Origin of the sequence: Nocardia sp. NPDC051756 (assembly GCF_040681495.1) — a bacterium.
Classification (GTDB): Bacteria; Actinomycetota; Actinomycetes; order Mycobacteriales; family Mycobacteriaceae; genus Nocardia.
On the sequence record NZ_JBFAYV010000003.1, the window covers coordinates 234582 to 259959 of the forward strand.

The following is a 25378-nucleotide window of genomic DNA, read 5'->3' on the forward strand; positions in this document are numbered from 1 at the left end:
GAGCACCGAAGTGCTCGCCGGAAGCGGCTAGGCACTCGGCGTAGCGACCTGCGCACCTGGGCGCGAGACCTCGTCGGGCAATGCGGTGGATCCGGGCGCACCGACGCGATACCGGGCGCCGCGATGCTCGTCGGGTAGCCGGTCACCCGCTTCGAACAGCGCGTTGCGCAGCGTTCCGGGGACGTAGTCGGTGGCGTAGGCGCCACGTTCGGTCAGCACCGGAACTACATGCTGCACAACATCTTCGAATGAACCGGGCGTGATGGCGTAGGCCAGGTTGAAGCCGTCCAGGTCGGTGTCGTCCACCCATTCCTGGAGCCGGTCCGCGACCGTGGCCCCGGATCCGACGAACACCGGACCCATCCCGCCGATACCCGCCCACCGGCCGATATCGCGCACCGTCCACTCGCGGCCGTCGTCGTCGAACTCCTGGAAGGCGGCGACCGCGGACTGGATGGCGTTGCTCTCCACCTGCCCGATCGGATCGTCGAGGTCATAGCCGGACAGGTCGATTCCCATCCAGCCGGACATGAAGACCAGGCCGCCCTCGATGCTGGCGTAGGACAGGTACTCCTCGTGCTTGCGCTGCGCCGCCTCATCGGTGGCGTCGGTGATGATGGTGGCCAGCGCGTAGATCCGGGCGGAGTACGGATCGCGACCGGCCTCCTGTAGCGACCCGCGGATACGGGAAACCGTCTGGGCGAGCAGTCGTTTCGACGGCGCGGCGATGAAGATGGCCTCGGCGTTCTCCGCGGCGAAGCGCACGCCGCGGGTCGAGGCGCCCGCCTGATAGATCACCGGCGTACGCTGCGGCGACGGCTCCGAGAGATGGATGCCGGGCACGGTGAAATGCTTGCCCTGATGGCCGATGTGGTGCACCTTCGCCGGGTCGACGTAGACGCCGGCGACCGCGTCGCGGACCACCGCGTCGTCCTCCCACGAGCCTTCCCACAGCTTGTACAGGACCTCCAGGTACTCGTCGGCCTGGTTGTAGCGCTCGTCGTGATCGAGCTGATCGTCCGCGCCGAAATTTCTTGCGGCCGAAGGCAAGTAGCCGGTGACCACGTTCCAGCCGATGCGGCCGTTGGTCAGGTGGTCGAGGGTGGAGAGCCGGCGGGCGAACGGGAAGGGATGCTCGAAACCGGTGCCGGTGGTGATGCCGAACCCGAGGTGCTCGGTGACCGCGGCCATGGCCGAGACGAGCAGCAGCGGATCGGCCACCGGGATCTGCGCGCCCTGCCGCAGCGCGGCGACGTCGGTGCCGCCGTAGACGTCATAGGTGCCGAGCACGTCGGCGATGAAGATGCCGTCGAAACGGCCCTGCTCCAACAGTTTCGCCAGTTCGGTCCAGTAGCTCAGTTCCTTGTACCGGTGCGACTGGTCGTCCGGATGCCGCCACAGTCCGGGTGATTGGTGGGCGACGCAGTTCATGTCGAAGGCGTTGAACCGGATTCGGCGGGTCACCGCTCGGCCTCCGTGGCCGGCTTGCGTTCACCGGCGCTCCAGGCGAACGGCAGGTCGGCGCCGTTCAGCAGGTGATCGCCGATGGCCCTGGCCTTTTGGATGGCCGGGTTGTGCACCGAGATGGTGCGGGCGTTGCGCCAGTGCCGGTCCAGCCGCTGGCGTTCGGAGACGACCGAGGCGCCGCCGACCTCGAAGAGCAGCGTGGTGGCGGGCAGCACCAGGTCGATCACCGCGAGCTGCGCCTGCGCGGCGGCGAGTTCGGCGGCCACCAAGGACTTTTCGTCCTTCGCGCCACTGGCGAGGACCTCGTCGAGAACGTCGGCGACGGCCAGCACGCTCGACCTCGCGGCGAAGGCCGCGGCCGAGAGCCGCCCGATCACCTGCTGCACCAACGGATCCTGGCGCGGTACACCCGCGGCGGAGTGCGAGTAGCTGCGCGTCCGGCCACCGACCCACTCCCGCGCGTCCAACTCCGCGCGCTGCGCGATGCCGGCGAGTACTGCGAGCTGAACCAACTGGAGATACGAGGTCGCGTAGGTCGGGCCGGGCGCACCGTAGCCAGGGCCCAGAATGCGCTCTTCGGACACCAAGACATCGGTGAATTCCGTTGTGCCGCTTGCGGTCAGGCGCTGACCGAAGCCGTCCCAGTCGTCGTGCTGGCGCACGCCCTCGGCATTCGCGTCGACGAGCACCCCCACCCGCTCGCCGTCACGGTCCGCGGCGGCCAGGATGTAGTCGGCGTACAGCGAGCCGGTGCTGTAGTACTTCACCCCGTTGAGCAGCCAGCGGTCACCCTCCTTGGTCAACCGGGTGCGGTAGCGGTCGACCGCGCCCACCCCCGGCTCGGTGATCGCATTGCCGACCAGCGTGCTGGTCACCGTCCGCAGCCACTGCTCGCGGCTCGGGCCCGGCTCGGCCAGCAGCTGATCCTCGACGAAGGAGAAGTGCACGCGCAGCGCCTGCGGCAGGTTCGACTCCGCCGCCGCCAGCTCGATCAGCAGCCGGAACAGCTGGCGCACGGACACCCCGTACCCGCCGAACTCGACCGGCACCCGCAGCGCGCCGAACTTCGCCTCACGCAGCCAGCCCACCTCCTCGAACGGCAAACGACGGTCGACTTCGCGCGCCACCGCCCCCTGCGCGATGCGGTCGAAGATCGGTCCGAAGACCGCGTCCAGTTCGGCGTCTGTGGCGGATTTGGCCTCGAGGGATGTCATCACCCCACGATCGCGCAGCACCGTGCTCGGCTCACGGGTTGCGCGCACCGCGATCGAAATGATGGTCCGCCGGAGTTGTCGGTGGGTCCCGCTACAGTCGCGACGTGGCTGGATCGCAGTACTCGTTCACGGCGGAGGTGTGGGAACACTCCGGCATGGGGTCGTGGCATTTCATCTCGTTGCCCGAGGAGATCGCCGACGAGATCGAGGAGCGGTATGCCCAGCTCGCGGGCGGTTTCGGCTCGGTCCGGGTGCACGTCACGATCGGGACCAGCCGCTGGTCGACCTCGCTGTTCCCGGACAAGTCACGCGCGACCTATGTGCTGCCGGTGAAGAAGGCGGTCCGCACCGCCGAAGACCTCGGCGCCGGCTCGCAGGCGCGGATCGAGTTGGTCGTCGCCCTGTGACCCGCTGACGGTCAGTACTCGCGCGGGCCGTACTGCAAACCGGGTGGATACCCGCCTCCGCCGGCGAGCGCCGCTCTGCGTTTACTGCCGCTACGCTTGACCGCGACGACGATGATCACCACAAGACCGAGGACCAGCCCGCCACCGCCGATGCCGAGCGCCGCGAACAACTGGAAGACGAACGAATCACCGAGGCCGCGGCCGACGGCTGCGGTGCCGCCGGCGTCACCCTTCGTAATCACGTGATAGGTGCCCGGCTGCTTCGCCTCGAACGAAAAGGCGGCTTCGCCACTGTGTTTGCCGAAGGAGTAGGTGACCGTTGCGTCGTACTTGTTCAGCGGCACGGTCGAACCGCCCGGGTCGGTGATCACGATATTCACCCGGCCCGCGAGACCTTCGAAATAGACCGTGTAGCCACCGGTTTCGGTCAGGTGCAGATCGCCGGAGCCGGGGACCGGGATCCGCTGGAAGTCATCGATCTTGCCGGACGCCTGGGTGATGCCGAAAATGCCGAGACCGAGGCCGCCGAACACACCGATCGCGATGAGCAAGCCGCCGAACGCGAACCACCAGCCGGACGGCGTGATTCGTTGCGGCGCGGGCGGATTCGAATAGTTCGGTGGCATGTCGACCCTCGTCTCCCCCGCCGACACACACATCGGCGCGAGGTCAGCATAAGCCCGAATGCCGCCCGCGCGCCGATGATCGAAGCGAGGTGGGTCAGTGCGGGGCGGTCATGCATTCGGTGGCGATGCGGGTGCTCGCGGTGCGCGCCTTTTCCGCGTCGTCCTTGCTCATGCCGAGGGTCTCCTGGTCGGCGGCCTTGGTGTCGTACTCGTTGCTGACCATGACCCGCAGGCCGTCCTGCGAGATGCCCTGGTCGATGAAGAGTTTCGCGGCGCAGTCGGCGAGCTGCTGGCTCTTGAGGCCCTTGTCCTGCAGGGACTTGGCGAGATCCGCCTGGGTCACCGTGGGCGCTGCCGCCGCCTTGTCGTTGCCGCATGCCGCGAGCACCGGCAGCGCGATGAGCGCCGCGGCGATCAGGGAAATCCGCACCTGAATCCCTATCTGTCGAAATGGACACTGCCGTCGAATGGACGCTGGGGGACGTCGGCCACGATGGTACCGATCAGGCCGGAAACCTTCGTACGAAGCAGATTTTCACAAATCCATGGCGGCGCGCAGCGCGGTGTCCAGGCGTTCCAGCGTCTCGGTTTCCATTTCGTCGACACGTTCGGCGAGCCAGCCGCGGAAGATGCGGCCGATGTTCCCGGCGTGCACCCAGCCGTAGCGCTCCACCGGCACCGCGAGGATGTCCTGGGGATCGTCCTCGACCACCTCGGCGGCGATCAACCACGGCCGCGGCGACTCGTTGATGCCGTCGCTGCTGATGAGCACGACCGTGCGCCGTCGCGGCGAACCATGCGGGTTGTAGATCCACAGTTCACCCCGCCGCACGCATCGCCTCCTCGGCGGCGGCCATCTCGGCCGCGTCGGCGGCGGCCTGGGCCGTCACGTCGGGTGCCGGACCACAGCCGGTGCGCACGGCTTCGCGCCGCGCGGCCTTCGATATCCACGCCGAGGGCGACATGCCCGCGCGGGCCGCGGCCTGCTCGGCGAAGGACCAGGCGGCCTCGTCCAGCGAAAGGGTGACCTTACGCGTTGCCATACCATTTATCGTACCGATTTTTCAGGGCGCTGCCAGCGGAAATTGTCCGGTTTCCGCGCTCGGGATCGCCAACTGATGGCTGGTGACTGCTGTTAGTGTGGGCGCACGGCCGGGCGAGAGTTGGGATGACCATGTTGAACCATCATCGGGTCGGTAAGGGCGAACCGCTGGTTCTGGTGCACGGCATCGGCAGCCGATGGCAGGTGTGGGAGCCGATCATCGACACGCTCGCCGAGTCCTATGACGTGATCGCCGTCGACCTTCCTGGCTTCGCGGGATCCGCGCCCCTGGCCACCACGACCGTCGACACGCTCACCGACGCACTCGCCGAATTCCTTGCCGCACAAGGGATCGAGCGGCCGCACCTGGCCGGGAACTCGATGGGCGGGCTGATCACGTTGAACCTGGGGGCCCGCGGTGCGGCCCGCTCGGTCACCGCGTTCTCGCCGATTGCGTTCTGGGACAACGCGGGCCGCGTCTGGTGCCAGCAGTCGCTCGGCAAGTCCCGGATGCTCGTCGGTCCGATGAAACGCGCCCTTCCGACCATTCTCGGCACCGCGGCGGGCCGAACGGTCTTCCTCGGCCTGGTCTTCGGCAAACCGTGGGCGGTCAGCACCCAGATCGCGGTGGATACCGCGAACGGCGCGGCCGACGCACCGGGATTCGAGCCGGCCCTCGCTTCGTTCGCGGACGCGAAACTGCACGAAATCGGTGCTCTGGCAGACATTCCCGTCACCATCGCCTGGGGCAATCGCGACATCCTGCTGACCTACCGCACGCAAAGCCGCCGGGCCCGTGCGGAACTGCCGAACGCCGACCACGTCACCCTGCACGGCAGCGGCCACACGCCGTTCTACGACGACCCCGCCGCGTGCGCGCGGGCGGTGCTGGACACCGTCGGCAGGTAGCTACCGCTGCGGGCGCGGCTCGGTCAGCGTGTCCGGATGCGCCGTCCCCAACAGGATCCGCACCGCATTGCGCCAGCGGTGCTGGATGATTCGGTTCCGATCCATCTCGCCGGTCAACAGCACCCGCATGGCGAGACCGGTCATGATCTCGATGGTGAATTCCGTAATCGTCGGCACCCGTGGGTCATCCGGGAATTCCGCGCGGAAGACATCGCGAATGCTGTTGTGCATCAACTCGAACAGCCGATGCTCCAGCGGCAGGAACGCGGCGAGCAGCTCCGGGTCGGTACGCGCACCGACCCACATCTCCAGCGCGGCCCAGAACGACGGGCCGCTGAGCATCCGCATGGTCAACTCGACGGCGGTCTCCAGCCGGTCCGCCGCCTCGGGCAGTTCCGCGAATTCCCTGGTCAACTGGTCGAATCGGCGCGCGGCGAGGTGCTCGACCGCACCGGCGAGCAGATCGGCCTTGGTCGGGAAGTGATGCTGAAGCGTGCCGCGCGGCACCCCGGCCCGCTTCTGCACCTCGAGCGTGGTGGTGCCCGCGTAACCGACCTCGATCAGGCTCTCGACCGCCGCGTCGAGCAGCCGGGTGCGCATGCGCTCCCGGCGTTGCGCCTGCGTCTCCCTGGCGCGTTCGCCCGCGACGGTCAGCGGCCCTGCCACTGAGGTTCGCGCTTCTGCGCGAAGGCGAGCGCACCCTCCGCGGCGTCCTTGGAAAACAGTGCGGGCAAGGCGATTTCCCCCTGCTTGGCGAACGCCTCGGTCACCGTCCAGTCCGGCGACTCGTCGATGATCCGCTTGCTCGCGGCGACGGCCAGCGGTGCGGCGGCGGCGATTTCGGCGGCCAGCTCCAAGGCCACGTCCAATGCCGCGCCGGGCGTGGTGATCCGGTTGACCAGGCCCAGCTGGTAGAGCCGGTCGGCGCCGATGCGACCGCCGGTGAGCGCGAGTTCGGCGGCGATGCTGCGCGGCAGGCGCTGGGTCAGGCGCAGCACGCCACCGCCCGCGGCGACCAGTCCGCGCCGTACCTCGGGGATGCCGAACTGGGCGTTGTCGGCGGCGACGATGAGGTCACCGGAGAGCGCCAACTCGAAGCCGCCGGCCAGCGCGAAACCCTCGACCGCCGAGATCATCGGCTTCACCGGAGGTTTCGCGGCGATCCCGAGCGGTCCGCGGCGCTGGGTCATCGGCATCTCGCCCTTCGACGCGGCGACGAGATCCATTCCGGCGCTGAAGGTTCCGCCCGCGCCGGTCAGGACCAGCACCCTGGCGGTGTCGTCGGCCTCGAACTCGTCGACGGCGGTCTCGATCGCCTGCGCGGTCGCGAGGTTGATGGCGTTGCGCGCCTCGGGGCGATTGACGGTCAGCACGGTGATGGCATCGCGCCGTTCGACCAAGATCAGATCGAGCCCACCCGCCTCCCGACCGCCGCCTCTCACCGAGTCGCTTTGCGACGCTGAATTCATTTGACAGTCCTTTCGAGCAGGGTGAGCTTGTCGGCAGCGGCGATGTCGGCGGTGGCGCCGAGCGGATCACCGTCATCGAAGGCCGCGACCGTCTCGGCGTCGGACGCCCGGACAAGTATGCGGGCACCGTCCGGAGTCAGGGCGCTGACCACGACGGCCTCGGGTTCGTCGGCGTGGTCGGGCGCGGGACCCTTGCGATAGGCGACGGTGTACGACTCGACGGTGGCCGGGCCGGTGTAGCCGGGAGCGGCGTCCCGCCTGGCGGTCGGCACTTCCGCTTCGATCGAACGGAACAGGTGCGCAGGCGGTTTCGCGGAGTACACGCCGACGCCGTGCTTGGTGATGTACCAGCCGAGCGCGGTCGCCAGGCCGTAGGCGTCCGGGTCTTCGCGCAACAAGCCGACCAGGGTCGCGATCGAATGGGTCGTGTAGTTGTTGCCGGGGCCACCGCCGAAGGTGAGCCCGCCGGTGACCGACAGCGGCCGCGCCGGATCGTCGATCGGCAGGCCGAGCGCCTCGGCCGCGACCTGCACCGCGACCGGGAAGCAGGAGTACAGGTCGATGTGCGCGACATCGTCGATGCCGAGGCCGGCCGCGCCGAGTGCGGCCTGCCCGGCGGCCGCGATGGCCGGCGAGGCGGACAGGTCCGCGCGTTCGGAGACGAACCACTCGTCGGTCGCGGTGGCACCGCCGTGCGGGAACACCCAGCGGTCCCGCGGCACCCCGGCGGCGGTCGCGGCGGACGCGCTGCACAGGATCAGCCCGGCGCCCTGATTCACCGAAAGATTCGCGATGAGCAGCTTGGGATACGGCGTAGACACCATCCGATTCGCGGGTGTCGGCGTCACCAGATCGGCGGCCGACTGCGGCGTGGGCTGCCACGCATAGGGATTGTTCGCCGCCACCTCGGACAGACGCGACCACAGGCCGCCGATGCGCGCCCGATGCTGGTCCTCGGTCAGTCCGAGCCGGCCGCGCAGCGCGGTTTCCATCAGGGCGTAGAAGTAGACCGGGCCCCAGAGTCCGGCCGCGGTTTCCATGTCGGAGTTGGGTGCTCGGTCCGAGCCGATGAGTTCGGTCGGCTGCACGTCCTCCGGCTGCTCCGGCCAATCCAGCGCGGCACCGGTGCGGGTAGCGGCGTTCCATGCGGCCACCGCCTCGGCTCCGGTGATCAGCGCGATGTCGGAGCGGCCGTCGGCGATCTCCTGGGCGACCGTGTTGAGCAGGCGCTGCGGCGCGTCACCGCCGAAACGCACGGACTGCATCGTCCGCTTCGGCGTCGCGCCCAGCTCGCCGGCGACCAGCGCGCCGAGGTCCGGGTACGGCCTGCTGACCGGTGCCGCGGCGGCGATCAGATCGGCGGAGCGGAGCAATCGATCGCCGGTGCCGCTGTCGGCGCCCGCGCGGCGCAGGGCTTCGGCGGCGAGTTCGACCGGACCCGGCAGACCTGGTTCGCCGCTGCGGTGCACGGCCTGTCCGGCACCGACCAGCACCGGCGTTCGGGGATCCATTCCCGCTGGCAGCATTGTTCCTCCGAAGGATCTCGCGGGCCGTCGACGCGAGTTTCTCCTAGCGTTCGACGCAGTAACCGTCAGCATTGACGGTAACCTGAGTTTGATTAGAACAGAGTCCAGACGGCCGGGCAATGGCCCACTGCCGTTGAACTGACTCACGGGTAAGATCCGGGAATGGGCACCAACATCGCGCTGCGCTTCGACGGCGACCGCGCCTACGTCACCCTCGACCGGCCGGACAAGCACAACGGCCTCACCATCGACATGCTCGGCGACCTGATCGACACCGCGCACACCATCGCCGGCCGCGACGAGGTGCGCGCGGTGATCCTGTCCGGCAACGGACCGAGCTTCAGCAGCGGCCTGGACATCGCGAAGGCGACCGGCGACCCGCTGTCCATCATGCGCAGCTTCATTCCGCTGCCGTGGCGCGGTACCAACACCTTTCAGGAAGCCTGCTGGGCCTGGCGCAGGCTGCGGGTTCCGGTGATCGCCGCGGTGCACGGCCGCTGCTTCGGCGGCGGGCTGCAACTCGCGCTGGCCGCCGACTTCCGCTTCGCCACGCCGGACTCGGAGTTCTCGGTGATGGAGGCCAAGCACGGCCTGGTGCCCGACATGACCGGCGCGGCCACCCTGTCCCGGCTGATCGGCGTCGACAAGGCACTGCTGCTGGCGATGACCGCGGACACCGTGGACGCCGCGTATGCCGAACGGATCGGCCTGGTCACCGAGGTCACCGCGGATCCGCTGGCCGCCGCGGAGAAGCTCGCCGACCGCATCGCGACCCGCTCGCCGCACGCCGTCGCGGGCGTCAAGCGACTGTTCGACAAGGCCTGGGAGGCTTCGACACGCCGCACGTTCGCAGTGGAACGCGCGACGCAGCTGCCGTTGATCATTCGGCTGGCCACGACGCGGGGCAAGCCCACCAAGAGTTAGCGGTCAGCGGGCCCTTTTGCACTGCGCACCACATTTTCGACGAGTTCACTGCTAGCATTTCCCACAGATTTGCCAGCCAGTCGAATGTGGTGCGTTGCACACCGCGAATGGTCTGTGTATCGCGGGAATTCTGTGTTTCGTATCGCGCTCGGCGCGGACACGGAGGGCTCACAGACTTTGACCAAGACGGCATCCATCTTGCTTTCGGCGTTGGCGGGTGCTTCGGCCTTGCTTATCAGTGCAACTACCCCCGCCAGCGCAAACCCAAACACCATCAATCCCATTCCGGTGCTCAATGGGAGCAACGGTCTGCCCAATCTGGCCGGGCGCACCAAGGCCGTCTTCCAGATGACCGGTATGGCCAGCCCGAACAACACCCAGGCCTACAACGTGCTCGGCACCGACCTCGGCATCATGTGGGACAACGGCAACGGCGAGTTGCTGACCGCATTCGGCGATACCGCGGGCATCGGTTTTCCGAACCTACTGGCTGGAAGTATGTGGTCGTGGCGGTCCAATATCCTGACTCGCAGCCATACCCAGAACCCGTCCGGCGGCATCTATTTCGACAGCGTTGTCCGGGATGTCTTCGGCCAGGCGCGCGATCTGATCCCCAGCCCGAAAATCCCGTTTCTGGAGATTAGCCGTATTCCTACCGCGGGTATCTCGGTCGGCGGCGTCCAATTCATGAGCCTCATGTCCGTGCGCAGCTGGGACGAGGTCGGGCAGTGGAGTACGAACTACTCCGGGCTCGCCGCATCCGGCGACAACGGTGAAACCTGGGGCGAGCTGCCGGCGACCCGGCGCCCGGATGAGGGCGGCAACAGCAACTTCCAGATGAACGCCTTCCTCAAGGACGGCGGTTTCGTCTACGAGTACGGCACTCCGTCCGGGCGCAACCAGTCCGCGTTCGTCGCGCGGGTGCCGGAAGCCCAGATCGCCGACCTCGGCGCGTATGAGTACTGGGACGGCGGGGCGTGGAAACGCGGCGACGTCAATGCCGCGGCGCCGATCATGTGGGGCGTCGGCGAACTGTCGGTGATGTACAACGCCTATCTGGGCCAATACATCTCGCTCACCACCGACCCGTTCAACTCGGTGGTCATGCGGCGCGCCTCGGCGCCGACCGGTCCGTGGAGCGATCCCGAGGTGTTGATCGACACCAGGGAGCTGCCGAGCGCGTACGCGCCGTCCATCTTCCCGTACCAGACCGGGCGTGATCTGTACTACCTCACGACCGTGCACAGCCAGTACAACGTGCTGCTCATGCGCACACCGCTGTAAGGGTTTTCCGCTCCAGGGTTCCGCGCGATCCAATCCGGCCTTGACCTCAACAATGCTTGATGTATGAGGCTTGGCGGGGTTGGATCGTCGTCGTTCAGGAGGAACCATGGGAACCGTCGCACCCGAGATCGCCACCGTGCGTGCGTGGCTCAGCGCCAATGCCCGTCCGGTCACCGATACCGATCCCGGTTACACCGGGCCCGACCTGGATCTGCTGATCGATCGACTCGGGTCGGCGACGGTGGTCGGACTGGGCGAATCGACGCGATTCTCCCGGCAGATCTACGGGGTGCAGGAGCGGCTATTCCGCGCGTTGGTCGAGCGACATGGGTTCCGCGGGTTGGCGATTCAGGACAGTGCCAGTTCCGGCGAGCGCTGGGATCGGTACGTGCGCAGCGGAGCCGGTGATCCCGAGTCGGTGCTCGCCGGGTCGTGGGCGCCGTGGCGGACGACGGAAACCGTTGCGGCACTGGAGTGGATCCGCGCGTTCAACCAGGCGCATCCCGATGATCAGGTGCACGTGTTCGGGGTGCAGCCGCCTAGCGCAGAGCCTGCGGACTACGACGTGGTGCTCGACTATGTGCGCCGGGTCGCGCCGGATCGGTTGGCCGCCATCGAAACTCACCTGACGCCGATCCGCACTGCGCATCAGGTGGACGAGCATGTCCAACGTCATCAGGGAATCCATCCGGGTCGTCTGTTCGCCGAGGACGCACGCGATGCCTTCGCGTTGCTCGAAAGCCTGCCGACCACAACGGAATACGCTCAGGTCCGCGCCCATGCGCGGCTCATTCTCGACTTCCACGAGAAAAGCGTCGCCGGGCAGGGCGGATTCGCCCGCGACGAGCGGCTCTCCGGACAGCGGGTCATCGGCCGGCAGCGCGAGACGGGCGCGAAGATCGTCTATTGGGACGGCATCGCCCACACCGCGAACCTCCGATTGGGCATGGGCGCCGCGGAATTCCGCGGCATCGGCGCCTACCTGCACGAGGAGTTCGGCACCGGTTACGTCTCCGTCGCCCTCGGCTTCCACCACGGCGACCTCGGCCGGACCACCGCGCCCGATCCGCTGCCCGATCTGGTGGACGCGATCCTCGGCTCGGTCGACCTGCCCGCCTACTACGTAGACCTGCGCGACGACGCACCCGAGGAGGTGCGGGAATGGCGCAACGGCCCGGCCGAGGCGCGCGTCATCAGCGGCATCTACGACCCCGCGAAGGACGCCGAAGCCCACATCAGCGTCGCGTCGCTGGCCGGCGCCTTCGACGTGCTGGTGCACATCCGGGAAACCTCGCCGGTCCATTGGCTGCCCGTCGGCGATCAATAGACTCACGAGCATGGATGCGACCGAATGGGACGAGCGCTACGCGCAAACCGAGTTGGTCTGGGGCGCACCGCCGAACAACACCATGGTGGAGCACGTCTTCGGGTTGGACCGGAGCACGCCGCTGCGGCCGGACACTCCCGGCGGCGAGGCGCCCGAACTGCCGCGCGCCCTGGACCTGGCCTGCGGTGAGGGCCGCAACGCGCTGTGGCTCGCCACCCACGGCTGGCAGGTGCACGCCGTCGACTATTCGCAAGTCGGCGTCGACAAGGGCCGCACCGTCGCCACCCGGCTGTCCCGTTCGGTGCGCAGCCGCGTCACCTGGCAGTGCGCCGACGTCACCGATTTCGACGCCGCCGAGATCACCGGCCCGTACGAGCTGGTCCTGATGGTCTTCCTGCACCTGCCCGCCGACCAGCGCAGCAAGGTGGTCCGCCGCGCCGCGGACCTGCTCGTCCCCGACGGCACCCTGCTCGTCCTCGGCCACGACACCACCAATCTCACCGACGGTTACGGCGGCCCCAAGGACCCCTCCGTCCTCTTCACCCCCGACGACGTCGTCGCCGACCTGCAAGAGTCCGTCGCCGACAACCGCATTCGGATCCGCCTGGCCGAACGGGTCTACCGGCCCACCGAGGGCCGCGACGCCATCGACGCGCTGGTCATCGCGACCCGGCCCGAGCCGGAATCGGCCGAGATCGAACCGGCTTCGTGAGGTCAGGGCAGTAGTAGCCGCCAGTACAAGGTCCAGGGAACGAGCACGAGTCCCGCGACGATCAGTAGGGCGAGCCTTACTCGGACCGCCCCCGTGCACTCGGTCTCGCGTCCGCCACCAGTTCAGGGCGGTCGCGAGAAACACTGCGGCAGTGCAGATCCCCCGAGGAATGCGGTGAACGAATACCCCTGCCTGGAACTGCGGCCAAGGATATTGGGGGCGTTTCCACGGCAGGCGGAGTGGCTAGCGTTGCGGGCGATCCATCCACAACTCAGGAGTCGTCCGATGAGCCGTACCGTACTGAAAATCGTTGTCGCCGTTGCGATCGCCCTGACGGCCGGAGCCGGGGCGGCGAATGCGGCGCCCAGCGGAATCCCACTGGAGCCGAGCATGCAGGCGGATCCGGTCGGCGCCGAGGCGACGCCCATCGGTGTATCGCCCGGGTCGAGCAGCGCCGCGTCCCTGGCCTGCCTCGTGCAGTCGATCTCCTACGGCGCCAAGTACTGCCTGTAAGTCGGCTATTTACTCCAGCGCTCCAACCACGGCGTGACCGTCTCGGCGATGACGTCGAACCCGGTGCGGAACGAGTGCGGCTGACCGGGAATCACCCGCACCTCCGCGGCGTCGGCGGCGTCCGGGATGCCGAACGGATCGCTGCCGCCGTTGATCACGACCACCTCGATGTCACCCGCGTCGAGCAGTTCCTCGCGCCGCGTCTTCTCCGGCTTCCCCGGCGGATGCAGCGGGAACGACAGCGCGATCACCCCGCGCGCCTGCACCGCGATCGCCGTGCGGCAGGCCACCCGCGCCCCGTTGCTGCGCCCGCCCTGGATCAGCGGCACCTTCTTGATCCGCTTGCGCAGGTCGGCCACGATCTCCAGCCACGCCTCGTCCTGCTTCACCGCCGAGCCCGGCGCTCGTCGTCCGGCGACCCGATAGGGCTGGGTCACCCTGGCGACCGCGCCGCCCAGATCCAGCGCCGCCTCGCGCACGGTCAGGATGTCCTTCGCGTCGACCCCGCCGCCCGAGCCATGGGTCAGTACCAGCAGGAACGCGGGTTTGCGCGGCCGGTCGAGCTCGATTTCGGCCGGTCCGGCACTCGTCTCGATTCGCACGCTTCACGGTAACCCGGTGCGGCGTGTCAACCTGCGACACCGCGCGCGGAGCTGTTTTTCGCGTCACATTCCCGCTCGAGCCTTTGCCAGTCCATTACCGACCGGTAATATAGGTCGTAAGTTACCCGCGAGTAGCATGCGGAAAACCGGCTAACCGGTAGACGAGAAACGGGCGGGAACGGTCAACCAACCGACCGCACCAACTCAACGGAGAGTGAGTACTGACATGGGTCACTACAAGAGCAACGTCCGCGACCTGGAGTTCAACCTCTTCGAGGTCCTCGGTCTCGGGTCCATCATCGACGGCGACGCCTACGGCGACCTCGACACGGACACCGTGAAGGAGATGCTCAACGAGGTACGTCGCCTCGCCGAGGGTCCCCTCGCCGAGTCGTTCGCCGACGCCGACCGCAACCCGCCGGTCTTCGATCCGGAGACGCACACCATCGCGATCCCCGAGTCGTTCAAGAAGTCCTTCCGCGCCATGCAGGAAGGCGGCTGGGAGAAGCTCGGCATCCCCGAGGAGCTCGGCGGCCTCGGCGTGCCGCGCACCGTGCACTGGGCGATCAGCGAGCTGATCCTCGGCGCGCAGCCCGCCGCGTACATGTACGCCGCCGGCCCCGGCTTCAACACGATCTTCCACAACAACGGCACCGACGAGCAGAAGAAGTGGGCCCAGATCGCGATCGACCGCGACTGGGGCGCCACCATGGTGCTCACCGAGCCCGACGCGGGCTCCGATGTCGGCGCCGGCCGCACCAAGGCGATCAAGCAGGAAGACGGCACCTGGCACATCGAGGGTGTGAAGCGCTTCATCACCTCGGCCGACGCCGACGACATGTTCGAGAACACCGTCCACCTGGTGCTGGCCCGCCCCGAGGGCGCAGGCCCGGGCACCAAGGGGCTGTCGCTGTTCTTCGTGCCGAAGTTCCACTTCGACCACGAGACCGGTGAACTCGGCGACCGCAACGGCGTCTTCGTCACCGGCGTCGAGCACAAGATGGGCCTGAAGGTCTCCGCCACCTGCGAGGTCACCTTCGGCGGCAACGGCATTCCGGCCAAGGGCTGGCTCGTCGGTGAGGTGCACAACGGCATCGCGCAGATGTTCGACGTCATCGAGAACGCGCGCATGATGGTCGGCACCAAGGCCATCGCCACCCTGTCGACCGGTTACCTGAACGCGCTGGACTACGCCAAGGAGCGCGTCCAGGGCGCCGACCTGACCAAGATGACGGACAAGGCCGCGCCCCGCGTCACCATCACCCACCACCCCGACGTGCGTCGCTCGCTGGCCAGCCAGAAGGCCTACGCCGAGGGCCTGCGCGCGATCTACCTCTACACCGCCGCGCACCAGGATCCCGATGTCGCCCTGCAGGTTTCGGGCGCCGACGCCGATCTCGCGGACCGGGTCAACGACCTGCTGCTGCCGATCGTCAAGGGTGTCGGTTCCGAGCGGGCCTACCAGTACCTGACCGAATCGCTGCAGACCCTGGGCGGCTCCGGCTTCCTCCAGGACTACCCGATCGAGCAGTACATCCGGGACGCGAAGATCGACTCACTCTACGAGGGCACCACCGCCATCCAGGCGCAGGACTTCTTCTTCCGCAAGATCGCCAGGGACCGCGGCGTCGCGCTGGCTCACGTGGCCGGCCAGGTGCAGAAGTTCATCGACACCGAGGCGGGCAACGGCCGGCTCAAGGGTGAGCGCAAGCTGCTCGCCACCGCGCTGGAAGACGTGCAGGGCATGGCCGCCACCCTCACCGGGCACCTGATGGGCGCCCAGGAGAACCCGACCGAGCTGTACAAGGTCGGCCTCGGTTCGGTGCGCTTCCTGCTCGCCGTCGGCGACCTGCTCATCGGCTGGCAGCTGCTGCGTCAGGCCGAGATCGCCATCAAGGCGCTCGACAACGGCGCCACCGGCGCCGACGAGTCGTTCTACCAGGGCAAGGTCGCGGTCGCGCAGTTCTTCGCGCGCAACATGCTGCCGGAGCTGACCGCGGTCCGCACCATCCTGTCGAACCTGGACAACGACATCATGGAGCTGGACGAAGCGGCCTTCTGATCCGCTGAATACGACGAAAACGGCCCGGATTGCTCCGGGCCGTTTTTGTTTGTCTAGGTGGCGGTCGATCGGACGAGCTCGTCGACCACGACCAGATTGCCGCCGAGCTGTTTGGCCTGATACATCGCGTCGTCCGCACGCAGGATCAGCGAACCGGGCTTCGGCGGATCACCGCCGCCGTCGAACACCGCCACCCCGACGCTCGCCGTCACCACCATCGAGTTCTCCGGCTCGGCAACCGCCCGGCGCACCAGCTCTGCCACCGCCCGAGCCGTCTGCGCGCCCAGGTGCCCGAAGAGCACGAACTCCTCCCCACCCGTGCGCGCCACCACCATCGCGGCCCCCTTCGCCGCCCGCAGCCGCTTCGCCGTCCGGATCAGCACCTCGTCGCCGCCCGCATGCCCGAAGCGGTCGTTGACCTCCTTGAACCGGTCGAGATCGACCGCGATCGAGCAGATCGGGGCCCGGCAATCGGGCGCGCACACCTTCGCGAGCTGCAGTTCCAGCCCGCGACGATTCAACAGCCCCGTCAACGGATCCGTGATTGCGTCCTGGCGCAGCACCCAGTAGCAGAACTGCATGGAAGGCAGCAGCACCACACCGGCCGCCACCGAGATCAGCACGATCGCCAGACCGACCTTGAGATCGCCGCCGTCCGCCACCATGCGGGCGGTCAGCGCCACCACCGACACCACCGTCCAGGCCGCGTGCATCGCGAGAACCTTGGCATTGTGCATAACCGCCAGGTAGCCGCCGGTCACGACCAGCAGGATCACGCCGAGCGAGCCGTACACCCGGTTCGATTCCTGCAGATTGGCCACCGTGATCGCCAGATCCGCCGCCGCGAAAAGCGCCAGCGACTCGGCCCGGCTCGGCCACGGCAGCCACCACCAGCGCACCGCCCAGAACAGCGCGAACGCGGCGATAACCCAGTCGAGCGCCTGACCGATCCGACTCGGCGGCCCCGTCTCCGACGACAACACCAGGATCGCGATCCCCGCCAGCACCAGACCACCCGTGCCGACGATCACCTTCGTCCAGTGCACCGCCGCGTGGGAATCGAGCGCACGCGCCAGCCAGTTGTAGTCGGCGGGATCGTTCCACCAAGCCTTCAACATCACTCGACCATTGGCCACAGCCACCACCAAGCGCAGAGGGATCGATTCCATCGCATACGCCGAGCGCGAGATTTCGCCGTTGGAATCTCACCAGCTAACTGGTCAAGTGTATGGCTCGGTGCGGGTCGGCGCACTGAGCCGTTGTGTGGCAGACAGCTCACTTGTGCGTAGTTACCGCTGGTCAGGTTTGTTTTTGTTACTTCGACCAAGGTCGGAAAGCAACGACAAAAGCGGCCCGGATTTCTCCGGGCCGCTTCGTCAAATCCAGGACGCCCCGCCGCCCATCCCCAGCAGTACGTGGGGCGATATCGCGTCAGCGAACTACTTGGCGCCCGCCGAGCCGGTCGTCAGCGCCTTGATGAGGTCGACCAACGCCGAGCTCGACCCGGTCCCACTCGGATCCGGCTCACCGACACCGATCACCGGCTGCACCGAAATGCCCGGCTGCACAGTGACACTCGGCGCCGCACCGGCAGTAGCCAGACCCGACCCGGCGATAACCACACCGGCCGCCGCCGCCAACACGACCCCGAACACACGCATTTTGCTCATTCAGCTGTTTCCTTTACCGAATCTTCCCTGGTCGAAAACCCCATTGGTATCGACCGAGGCCAGTTCTATCACGCAGATTCAGCATGCAGCGACCGTTCAGCCATCGCGGCTAATCGCCATTGATTGCCCAGCGATTGCAAAGCGATAGTCGTGCAACTTTCAAAGTGTAAGCTAGCGTATTGCCAGGCCGTGACCCGATTTCCATCGGCAACACCATTAGGGGCAGGATATATAGCCGCAGGCAACGGGCCGATATACGGCGCGATAGACATTCCACATCGATCATGTATGAAATCAGATCGAAGGATGTGGCAAATAGTTAGCACACAATTGCGCGCGGCAAAATTCATCGACCGAGCAAAACACACGAACCCAGCAATCTACCGGCTACGTTGTGATTCATCACATAAAGAAGATACGTAACATCGGTGGCCGACCTGACGAATACAGCGCTGCGATACCAAGGGCCGGCGGAGGGATTCACTCCCAAATTACCTCGAAATCAGGAATTGAAGCAGCTTCTAGAATATCGCCGACCGGCGTTGAGGTGGATATCATCTCGAACTCACTCGGAACATTCATTCGAGATATCGAGATGCCGAACAGACACGTGTCGCACCACAGCAGACCACTACCGGCACTGGCTCCAGGAGGGCCGATGAACGCGACCCTGACCGGCACCGCTGCACAGTTCGGGCAGGACGTCCGCAGCAGGTTCTCCGGGTCATTGATTATTCCAGCAAAGACCTCCAACCACATAGCACGATCGGCATGGTACCGAGGGCCGTCGGCGTCAGTGTTCTCGATCATCATTTTCCTGTCGCATCATGTATGTACTTACCCACGGACTCCCACCATTCATTCTCGGCAGCCCAGGCTCTGATCTCGAACTCGAGCACCTCCTTCGGATCCCGGGGAGGCCTTTTCATACCCAACTGCTTGAGCTCGTCAGCGTGGAACTTCTCATGATACAAGGTGCGTGCCAATCTAGCCTCGCCGGTCAGATATATAGTCTCCGGAATCAATTCCATGACGCCGTCGTTAATAACTCTGACAAACTCGGCACCCTTCCTGAATGCTTCAGGATAAAGCGTCACGTCACGCGGCGAGGTGGTCTCACCATAGCCCAGCCCGCGTAGGTTCCCGCGATAGTGCTCGAATCGGATACTGCTGATATCGATGCCGTACTTCTGCGCAACCCCGATAGTTGTTTCCTCGCCGAATCGCAGGTCCCCCTTGAGCGGAGGCAGTTTCGGAAACTTCTGCGGCTTCCCACCCTTCCGCATCAGTCTCGTCGGGCCTGCGGCTACAGGTTCAGACGCAGCGCGGCCCACGCGCGTCGCTTCGGCACCGCGGCCGACGTCGGAGGTCAGTCTTGCCGGCGGATGGGAACCATTGATGCTCACACCGAGTTCGGTCTCGAACTCGATCTCAGCGGTGCGCGAGGCCGGCGATCCGGCTCGTGACGCATTCGAACCAGCGCGCGGCGGCAGGTCCGCCCAGGGCTCAGCGCCCCGCGCCGGGATAGCTGCTCCGTGATTGGGGAATGTCGTATGCGGGTTGGCCGCCGGGGCTTGTGTGGGCGGGGTGATCTTCGGCGCTGACGTCGAGCCTGCCGAACCACCCCAGGAAACCGGCGGCTGCTCGGCGGGCAGGGCGGCTTTCGGCGCTGAGGGCGGGCTTGCTGATCCGCCCCAGGCGGCCGGTGGCTGTTCCGCGGGCAAACCGGCCTTCGGGACCGGCGTCGGGGCCGCTGAACCACCCCAGGAGAAGGGGGCGGTGGAATCTGCGATTCCGACGCGGGCGGTGTTCGCGGCAATACCCGGTGCGGCCTTCGCGGCAGCGGCTTCGCGGGCCAGGGCTGCGGCTTCGCGTGCCTTGAAGGCCGCGACAACTTTGGCGCCGGCGCGGAAGGCAATCCGACCGGCACCGTCGAGAACCGCCAAGGTCGCTAATTCGAATGCCAGATCCTCGAACTGCTCTGCGACACTAGGGCCGTGACCGGGGTCGGTTGCCCAATGAATACCGCTGGCATCCTCTATCAGCACACCGCCGCCGGCTACCTTGTAGACCTTGTCGGCGACAACACCCGGCGGCTTAGGAACTTCGGTTATTTCAGCATTTACCTCGGTGTCGGGCCTATGCACGAACCGGCGATTACCGGTATATTCGAATGCCTTCGGCTCTGTTTCGAAATCGTACTTACCGCCGACCGCAAGGCTATACTTGACGATTTTAGGTTGCCGGGCTTCGCTACTGTTCGGAATCACCGTTCTACCATCGGGTCCATAACGAATAATCGAACCCTCGACTTGAACCAAATGATTTCCGCGAGCGTCGATCATCGATCCGTCCGGGTGGCGATCAAACTGCAGGAACCGGTTCTGATCCGACAGCTTTCCAGGCTTTTCACCGATCGAGACGACGTGATCAATACCGTTTTTACCGGCTATGCTTACCTGAACAAGCTGGCCGTCTTTCCACACTGTCTTGATCAGCGCATTACTGTCGCCATGCAGAGCCATGAGCATGTCGGACAGCTGCTGCGCAGCAACGTAATCTTTGTTCGACGTGTCGAAGCTGTTGCGATCGCGACTGAGCGCCATCGCCACCATGACCGCCCGATTCATCTGATCGGCGGCCTGCTTCCGCACATCACTCGCCCGGCCAGTGAGTATCTGCACGCCATCCCTGATCGCCGATCCGGAAATCAGCGATCCGAGCGGATCGTATAGCTCACTGCTGATCTGATGCCCGTACTTATCGAAGACTTTCTCCCGGAAGTTATCCCCTTCCTTCTGCTGCACATGCAATTCGAGCGCCTTGTGGTCGAAGCCTTCTCTCGATGTGGGCGTCACATCCCACCGAATGCCGGCGTCATCGGTGTCATACCCGTAGCCATTGGCATCGATATCGCTGATGAGTGTGGTATTGATTGCGCCATTCGCGCCGGGCGTAGCGACCGTGCTGCTCGTCGAACCGTTCGGATTGAGGTGATCGGTCCGGATCGTGCCGTCGCCGCGCACCTTGGAATCGGCCTGCGACACCGTTCCGTCGGGATTGACGTACTCGGTATGCGTGTTCTTTCCGTCGGCACTGATGTCGGTCGTGATCGGGGCCGGGCCGGATGGATTCATCCCTGCCGGAACCGTGTAGATCTTGGCCTGGTCGGGCGGTGCGCCGTTGGTTCCGTCGGGATAGCGAACCGAATACGAACCGTCGGCATTCGCCGTCCACGTTGTCACTCCGCCGTTTCCGTTGGAGACCGAGCGCACCTGGGTGATCGTGCCGTCGGCGTTGCGGATCGTGGTATCGATCGTTTGCCCACCGGTACCAGCCACGATCACACTCGTGGCGACAGCACCGTTGTCCGCCTTGGTCTCCCACGGCACACCCTCCGCCGGCAGAGCCGGAGCAGGAGCAGGCTTGTCGGTGCCCGGCCCCGGGTTGCCCGGCGCGGGCTGCGGGTTCTGAATCGGCTGTACCTGCGGCACATTCTGCTGCGGCACCGTATTGTTCGCCGACGGGACCGGCACACCCTGCGACGGCTGATTGACCCCTTGCGACGGCTGATTACCCCCGGGCACCGGCGAGAATTGCGTCTGTTCAGCACGCCGCGCCTGATTCGCCGCCGCCTGCTCCTCCGGCGTCATCGACCGATCCCCCGGACCGGTCTGAAAACTCACCGGCTTGATCACCGACGGTGACACGAACGACACACCCGCACCCGAATCCGCCACTACCGAAACCGAATCCACTGTCGGCCGGACAGCCTCGACCAAATCCCGCCCCGCAAAGACCCGCGCCAACTTCTGACCCGACGAAACCGCGGTCATGCCATGAAAGTCATAAACACGCCCACCGCCCACCGCCGCCCTGTCAAACAACCCACCACCGGTCGACAACGAAGCCAAATGCGCCGCACGCGCCGACACCCACGGCGCCACCTCGCCCTGCCCCGGCCACACCGAATCAATCGCCACAACAGACCTCGATCACAATCAGAATTTGGGAATCCGAGAACGCGACGCGATCTCAACTCGCGAAGCACACGGCAATACGACAAAGCGGCCCGGAGGTTCCGGACCGCTTGTCATTTCAGTTGGCAGTTAAATTTGCATTTCGACCGAGGCCAGTTGTTCGGGGCAGATGTTACGGAGATTCGATATCCGCTGCCCAACTCGGAACGGGCCTACCGATTTCTCGCTTCAACTGCAGCATCTCGTACAACTCCGGAATGTTCGGTGCGGAGGCAGCAAACCAAGCCGAAACACTGCTCCATGCCTGACGGGCCTCCTCGCCCTCACTGACATCCCACACCGGCGGATCATCCTGATCAAGGACCGCCCCGTCGATCATCTGGTACGCGTATCCCTGATGAGCACTGAGCACCAGCATCCCGGGAACATCCCGGAGGTCGTGCCGCACATTGTCGACGGTTGCGGTCGCGGCGCGCTTCGTGCCGGCGTCAAGGGCATGCACACCGAAATGTGTACCAGCGAACCATAATCCCGGTTGACCGCCGATGATCCGCAGGACCTCCCTGACCGCAGCCGGAACCCGGGCCACGCCCTGCTCGGCAGCAAACCGATCGATCTCCTCATCGGAGGCACCGACAACCGACCCACGACGCAACCCAGCACCAACGACCCCGTCAAAGATTGCTCGTACCCGTCCACTTGCCCCGCTCAGCTGGTCGCTCATAGTGGATACACCCTTTCGCCCTTGAGATTGACTGCCTCTATCCGCACGTTACGGAACACCGCCTGGTACACGTCCATAAGCTGCTCACAAGACCTACAGACCTGGTACGCCGGTGGCATGTTGATCTGTCGCGCCGTCGGCAGGTCGATGACCAAGCGAAGGTCGCCGGAGATGTCTGCGCTGGTAAACGGCTTATAGGCGGAACCATACTTGGCAGCTGCCCGGCTATTCGCCTCGTAGATCGCCATCTCGATCCGAGCCGCCGTACGTTGCCGCACACCCGTGAGTCCAGGGCTGGACAGGTTCGGATCATGCGTAGCAAAGAGTTCGATCAGCTCAGCTGACTGGTGGATGATCGAATTCACCTCGGCCAGCTGCAGACCGCTTCGTTGGGCCAGCTGAGTACGGATCAACTCCTCGAAGAGCTTCGGTTCCGAGTCGTGTCTGCGATCGCTGCCCTGGCTCTCCCGCCAAGTTCCGGTCTCGGGGTCATACGAACTCGCTCGGGATGTTTCGTAAACGCGCTGGCCTGCCGGCGGACGCTGAGGGGCTTCCTTGGCGGGCGACCAGTCGTGCCGCCAACCACTGAAGTTGTACAGGTCACGTGGTGCATCAGGATACTCGTCACTCCGCCAACGACCTGTCGTAAGGGCTCGCTCGTCCGGACGCCGCTCTTTCTTCGGCAGCGGTGGCAGACCTGCCGCATCTTCAACCCCCGCAGCCCGCAGGAGGACACTGTCTTCGATCAGATCGTTGAAATCTCGCGTGCGATGCGGACCAGAGAATTCACCCGGCCGCAAGGACGGGAATTCGATCACGGGGTGGCCGAAATAGCTTGCCCCGTCGGCAAATCCGACGAATCCAGGAGCTGCACCGAACTCAGGGATATCACCGAGGCGCGGCATTTCTACGAGTGGCCTATAGCCACCGAACTCAGTTGCTTCATCGATTTCACGAAGCCAGTCGCCAGCGCGCGGCCCGTGTTCTACATCCCACAACTCACCCCACTGGTAGTCGACCCATTGATCGACAACGATCGGTTCTTCCACCTTCGGCACACGAGTACCCCGCCCGAATCGGAAACCCGCGGCATTGATAGCCACGGTGAAGCCGAGCAGACCAGCCGATTCCCATGGATTCTCTTTTATTTCTTTTGGCGTGACCCCGATCAGGTCACCCACGAGCGTGTTTTCGCGATCTGGCCTCTGGTAAGTAGAGCCGACGCCGTTGGTTCCGACTCGGATCGAGCTTGCCGTCGCCATAAAGTCGGTCAAATTTCCGGCCAAGTACTCGACACTGCCCACAACGGGGCGGACGAATGCTCCACCGATCTCCGCCAGTCGCGCCTCCCGGTCTGGCGGCTGGTATGTCGTGATTACGCCGCTTTGGGTAACTCGCATAGACGACATACCAGCCATCCCGTCCGCGAGCTTTCGGAACGGGTAGGCCAGAACATCGACTATTGCGCCACCGAAAGCAGTGCCACCTCGGATAGCACCCCCGCCAATCTTTTCCCACCACATTCGGTCGTCCGGCGCCTTGTTGTGTCCGATCGGTTTACCGGCCGCGTCGAATATAGTCTCAGATTTATCTGCGTATCGCCTCGTTCGTGTGCCATCGGCATTATAGGTGTCCGCATACCAATCGTTCCCCTTGCCCCGATATTCGTCGACAACGAGGCCCGCCTTATTCGTATGCAACCAGTGCAAGCCGTCCTTCGCCTGCACGGTACGGCTGAGATAGGAGTTACCTTGGCCATCATCTGATACGGACCACCGGTTTCCAGCCTTGTCGAGGTGCCACTTACTCCCATCACTATCGATTCCGCCGATAATCGTACTGTCGACCCCGCCCTTACCATTCGATACAGCCTGGGTGATCAGCACATTTCCGTAATTATCATGGTGATAGTTGTTATAAAGTCCTTGCTTGTTCAACACCCCGACATCGGTGCCGATCCGGTTGCCTTCAGCATCAAATGACGGAGTTTCGACACGTGTGCTGTCCGCGCTGATATCGGCTTCCATAGGTGCCGGGCCGGATGGATTCATCCCTGCCGGAACCGTGTAGATCTTGGCCTGGTCGGGCGGTGCGCCGTTGGTTCCGTCGGGATAGCGAACCGAATACGAACCGTCGGCATTCGCCGTCCACGTTGTCACTCCGCCGTTTCCGTTGGAGACCGAGCGCACCTGGGTGATCGTGCCGTCGGCGTTGCGGATCGTGGTATCGATCGTTTGCCCACCGGTACCAGCCACGATCACACTCGTGGCGACAGCACCGTTGTCCGCCTTGGTCTCCCACGGCACACCCTCCGCCGGCAGAGCCGGAGCAGGAGCAGGCTTGTCGGTGCCCGGCCCCGGGTTGCCCGGCGCGGGCTGCGGGTTCTGAATCGGCTGTACCTGCGGCACATTCTGCTGCGGCACCGTATTGTTCGCCGACGGGACCGGCACACCCTGCGACGGCTGATTGACCCCTTGCGACGGCTGATTACCCCCGGGCACCGGCGAGAATTGCGTCTGTTCAGCACGCCGCGCCTGATTCGCCGCCGCCTGCTCCTCCGGCGTCATCGACCGATCCCCCGGACCGGTCTGAAAACTCACCGGCTTGATCACCGACGGTGACACGAACGACACACCCGCACCCGAATCCGCCACTACCGAAACCGAATCCACTGTCGGCCGGACAGCCTCGACCAAATCCCGCCCCGCAAAGACCCGCGCCAACTTCTGACCCGACGAAACCGCGGTCATGCCATGAAAGTCATAAACACGCCCACCGCCCACCGCCGCCCTGTCAAACAACCCACCACCGGTCGACAACGAAGCCAAATGCGCCGCACGCGCCGACACCCACGGCGCCACCTCGCCCTGCCCCGGCCACACCGAATCAATCGCCACAACAGACCTCGATCACAATCAGA

At 65.5% G+C, this 25378-nt stretch carries 24 protein-coding genes; 8 read left to right on the plus strand and 16 right to left on the minus strand.

Translation table 11 applies throughout. From position 1 onward, the window contains the following. Positions 1–27: 27 nt before the first annotated feature. Together AB0M22_RS12700 and AB0M22_RS12705 are read right to left on the minus strand one after the other, a co-directional pair. Positions 28–1464, minus strand: coding sequence for an LLM class flavin-dependent oxidoreductase (locus AB0M22_RS12700; protein ID WP_364724691.1), 1437 nt, complete (start codon positions 1462–1464; stop codon positions 28–30). Next, a complete protein-coding gene (locus AB0M22_RS12705) occupies positions 1461–2681 on the minus strand; it encodes an acyl-CoA dehydrogenase family protein (RefSeq protein ID WP_364724694.1) in 1221 nt (406 codons plus the stop codon). Before AB0M22_RS12705 ends, AB0M22_RS12700 begins: the two co-directional genes overlap by 4 nt. A gap of 104 nt (positions 2682–2785) precedes the next feature. Here AB0M22_RS12705 and AB0M22_RS12710 point away from each other — a divergent pair, with 104 nt between their 5' ends. Continuing rightward, complete coding sequence (locus AB0M22_RS12710) at positions 2786–3088, plus strand: DUF1905 domain-containing protein (protein ID WP_364724697.1); 303 nt, start codon at positions 2786–2788, stop codon at positions 3086–3088. A gap of 11 nt (positions 3089–3099) precedes the next feature. Here the strand turns inward: AB0M22_RS12710 and AB0M22_RS12715 are convergent, their stop codons facing one another. The 4 genes from AB0M22_RS12715 to AB0M22_RS12730 all read right to left on the minus strand — a co-directional run bounded on the left by AB0M22_RS12715 (position 3100) and on the right by AB0M22_RS12730 (position 4757). After that, positions 3100–3714: a hypothetical protein gene (locus tag AB0M22_RS12715; protein WP_364724700.1), complete on the minus strand. Its 615-nt coding sequence runs from the start codon at positions 3712–3714 to the stop codon at positions 3100–3102. 94 nt (positions 3715–3808) lie between these two features. Next, positions 3809–4144: a hypothetical protein gene (locus AB0M22_RS12720; protein WP_364724703.1), complete on the minus strand. Its 336-nt coding sequence runs from the start codon at positions 4142–4144 to the stop codon at positions 3809–3811. A gap of 105 nt (positions 4145–4249) precedes the next feature. Next, entirely contained in the window at positions 4250–4546 is a 297-nt protein-coding gene (locus tag AB0M22_RS12725) for a hypothetical protein (protein WP_150400155.1), read from the minus strand. After that, the gene (locus AB0M22_RS12730) at positions 4533–4757 is read right to left on the minus strand and encodes a hypothetical protein (RefSeq protein ID WP_135233911.1); all 225 of its coding nucleotides are present in this window, start codon (positions 4755–4757) and stop codon (positions 4533–4535) included. The genes AB0M22_RS12725 and AB0M22_RS12730 overlap by 14 nt, the downstream gene beginning before the upstream one ends. A 125-nt stretch (positions 4758–4882) precedes the next feature. On the opposite strand from AB0M22_RS12730, the gene AB0M22_RS12735 reads away from it, so the two are divergent. Continuing rightward, positions 4883–5665 (plus strand): alpha/beta hydrolase, encoded by a 783-nt coding sequence (locus AB0M22_RS12735; RefSeq protein ID WP_364724707.1) that lies wholly within the window; start codon positions 4883–4885, stop codon positions 5663–5665. Here the strand turns inward: AB0M22_RS12735 and AB0M22_RS12740 are convergent, their stop codons facing one another. The 3 genes from AB0M22_RS12740 to AB0M22_RS12750 are packed head-to-tail and all read right to left on the minus strand — an operon-like array spanning position 5666 to position 8660. Continuing rightward, complete coding sequence (locus AB0M22_RS12740; protein WP_364724710.1) at positions 5666–6331, minus strand: helix-turn-helix domain-containing protein; 666 nt, start codon at positions 6329–6331, stop codon at positions 5666–5668. After that, on the minus strand, positions 6316–7134 hold the full coding sequence (locus AB0M22_RS12745; RefSeq protein ID WP_364724713.1) for a crotonase/enoyl-CoA hydratase family protein: 819 nt from the start codon (positions 7132–7134) through the stop codon (positions 6316–6318). The genes AB0M22_RS12740 and AB0M22_RS12745 overlap by 16 nt, the downstream gene beginning before the upstream one ends. Beyond that, positions 7131–8660, minus strand: coding sequence for an acetyl-CoA acetyltransferase (locus AB0M22_RS12750; protein ID WP_364724716.1), 1530 nt, complete (start codon positions 8658–8660; stop codon positions 7131–7133). The genes AB0M22_RS12745 and AB0M22_RS12750 overlap by 4 nt, the downstream gene beginning before the upstream one ends. A 162-nt stretch (positions 8661–8822) precedes the next feature. Between AB0M22_RS12750 and AB0M22_RS12755 the strand changes: the two genes are divergently transcribed. The 5 genes from AB0M22_RS12755 (at position 8823) to AB0M22_RS12775 (ending at position 13420) form a co-directional block, all read left to right on the plus strand. Next, positions 8823–9584: a crotonase/enoyl-CoA hydratase family protein gene (locus tag AB0M22_RS12755; protein WP_364724719.1), complete on the plus strand. Its 762-nt coding sequence runs from the start codon at positions 8823–8825 to the stop codon at positions 9582–9584. Positions 9585–9761: 177 nt separating this feature from the next. Beyond that, positions 9762–10868 carry a DUF4185 domain-containing protein gene (locus AB0M22_RS12760; RefSeq protein ID WP_364724722.1) on the plus strand — a complete coding sequence of 369 codons (1107 nt, stop codon included), beginning with the start codon at positions 9762–9764 and terminating at the stop codon, positions 10866–10868. Between the two features lie 106 nt (positions 10869–10974). After that, entirely contained in the window at positions 10975–12195 is a 1221-nt protein-coding gene (locus AB0M22_RS12765; RefSeq protein ID WP_364724725.1) for an erythromycin esterase family protein, read from the plus strand. Between the two features lie 10 nt (positions 12196–12205). Then, positions 12206–12907 (plus strand): class I SAM-dependent methyltransferase, encoded by a 702-nt coding sequence (locus AB0M22_RS12770; protein ID WP_364724728.1) that lies wholly within the window; start codon positions 12206–12208, stop codon positions 12905–12907. Between the two features lie 285 nt (positions 12908–13192). Then, a complete protein-coding gene (locus tag AB0M22_RS12775) occupies positions 13193–13420 on the plus strand; it encodes a hypothetical protein (protein ID WP_364724732.1) in 228 nt (75 codons plus the stop codon). A gap of 5 nt (positions 13421–13425) precedes the next feature. On the opposite strand, the gene AB0M22_RS12780 is transcribed toward AB0M22_RS12775, so the two are convergent. After that, positions 13426–14022 carry an alpha/beta family hydrolase gene (locus AB0M22_RS12780; protein WP_364724735.1) on the minus strand — a complete coding sequence of 199 codons (597 nt, stop codon included), beginning with the start codon at positions 14020–14022 and terminating at the stop codon, positions 13426–13428. Positions 14023–14248: 226 nt separating this feature from the next. On the opposite strand from AB0M22_RS12780, the gene AB0M22_RS12785 reads away from it, so the two are divergent. After that, positions 14249–16084: an acyl-CoA dehydrogenase gene (locus tag AB0M22_RS12785; protein WP_364726880.1), complete on the plus strand. Its 1836-nt coding sequence runs from the start codon at positions 14249–14251 to the stop codon at positions 16082–16084. Between the two features lie 53 nt (positions 16085–16137). Here AB0M22_RS12785 and AB0M22_RS12790 read toward each other — a convergent pair whose 3' ends face one another. The 6 genes from AB0M22_RS12790 to AB0M22_RS12815 all read right to left on the minus strand — a co-directional run bounded on the left by AB0M22_RS12790 (position 16138) and on the right by AB0M22_RS12815 (position 25355). Beyond that, positions 16138–17202, minus strand: coding sequence for a GGDEF domain-containing protein (locus AB0M22_RS12790; RefSeq protein WP_364724738.1), 1065 nt, complete (start codon positions 17200–17202; stop codon positions 16138–16140). Between the two features lie 321 nt (positions 17203–17523). Beyond that, complete coding sequence (locus AB0M22_RS12795) at positions 17524–17754, minus strand: hypothetical protein (RefSeq protein ID WP_364724741.1); 231 nt, start codon at positions 17752–17754, stop codon at positions 17524–17526. Between the two features lie 480 nt (positions 17755–18234). Further along, a complete protein-coding gene (locus AB0M22_RS12800; RefSeq protein ID WP_364724743.1) occupies positions 18235–18564 on the minus strand; it encodes a hypothetical protein in 330 nt (109 codons plus the stop codon). Continuing rightward, entirely contained in the window at positions 18564–21737 is a 3174-nt protein-coding gene (locus AB0M22_RS12805; protein ID WP_364724746.1) for a hypothetical protein, read from the minus strand. The genes AB0M22_RS12800 and AB0M22_RS12805 overlap by 1 nt, the downstream gene beginning before the upstream one ends. Before the next feature lie 169 nt (positions 21738–21906). Then, entirely contained in the window at positions 21907–22458 is a 552-nt protein-coding gene (locus tag AB0M22_RS12810; protein ID WP_364724748.1) for an SMI1/KNR4 family protein, read from the minus strand. Then, positions 22455–25355 (minus strand): hypothetical protein, encoded by a 2901-nt coding sequence (locus AB0M22_RS12815; protein WP_364724751.1) that lies wholly within the window; start codon positions 25353–25355, stop codon positions 22455–22457. The genes AB0M22_RS12810 and AB0M22_RS12815 overlap by 4 nt, the downstream gene beginning before the upstream one ends. Positions 25356–25378 lie beyond the last annotated feature (23 nt).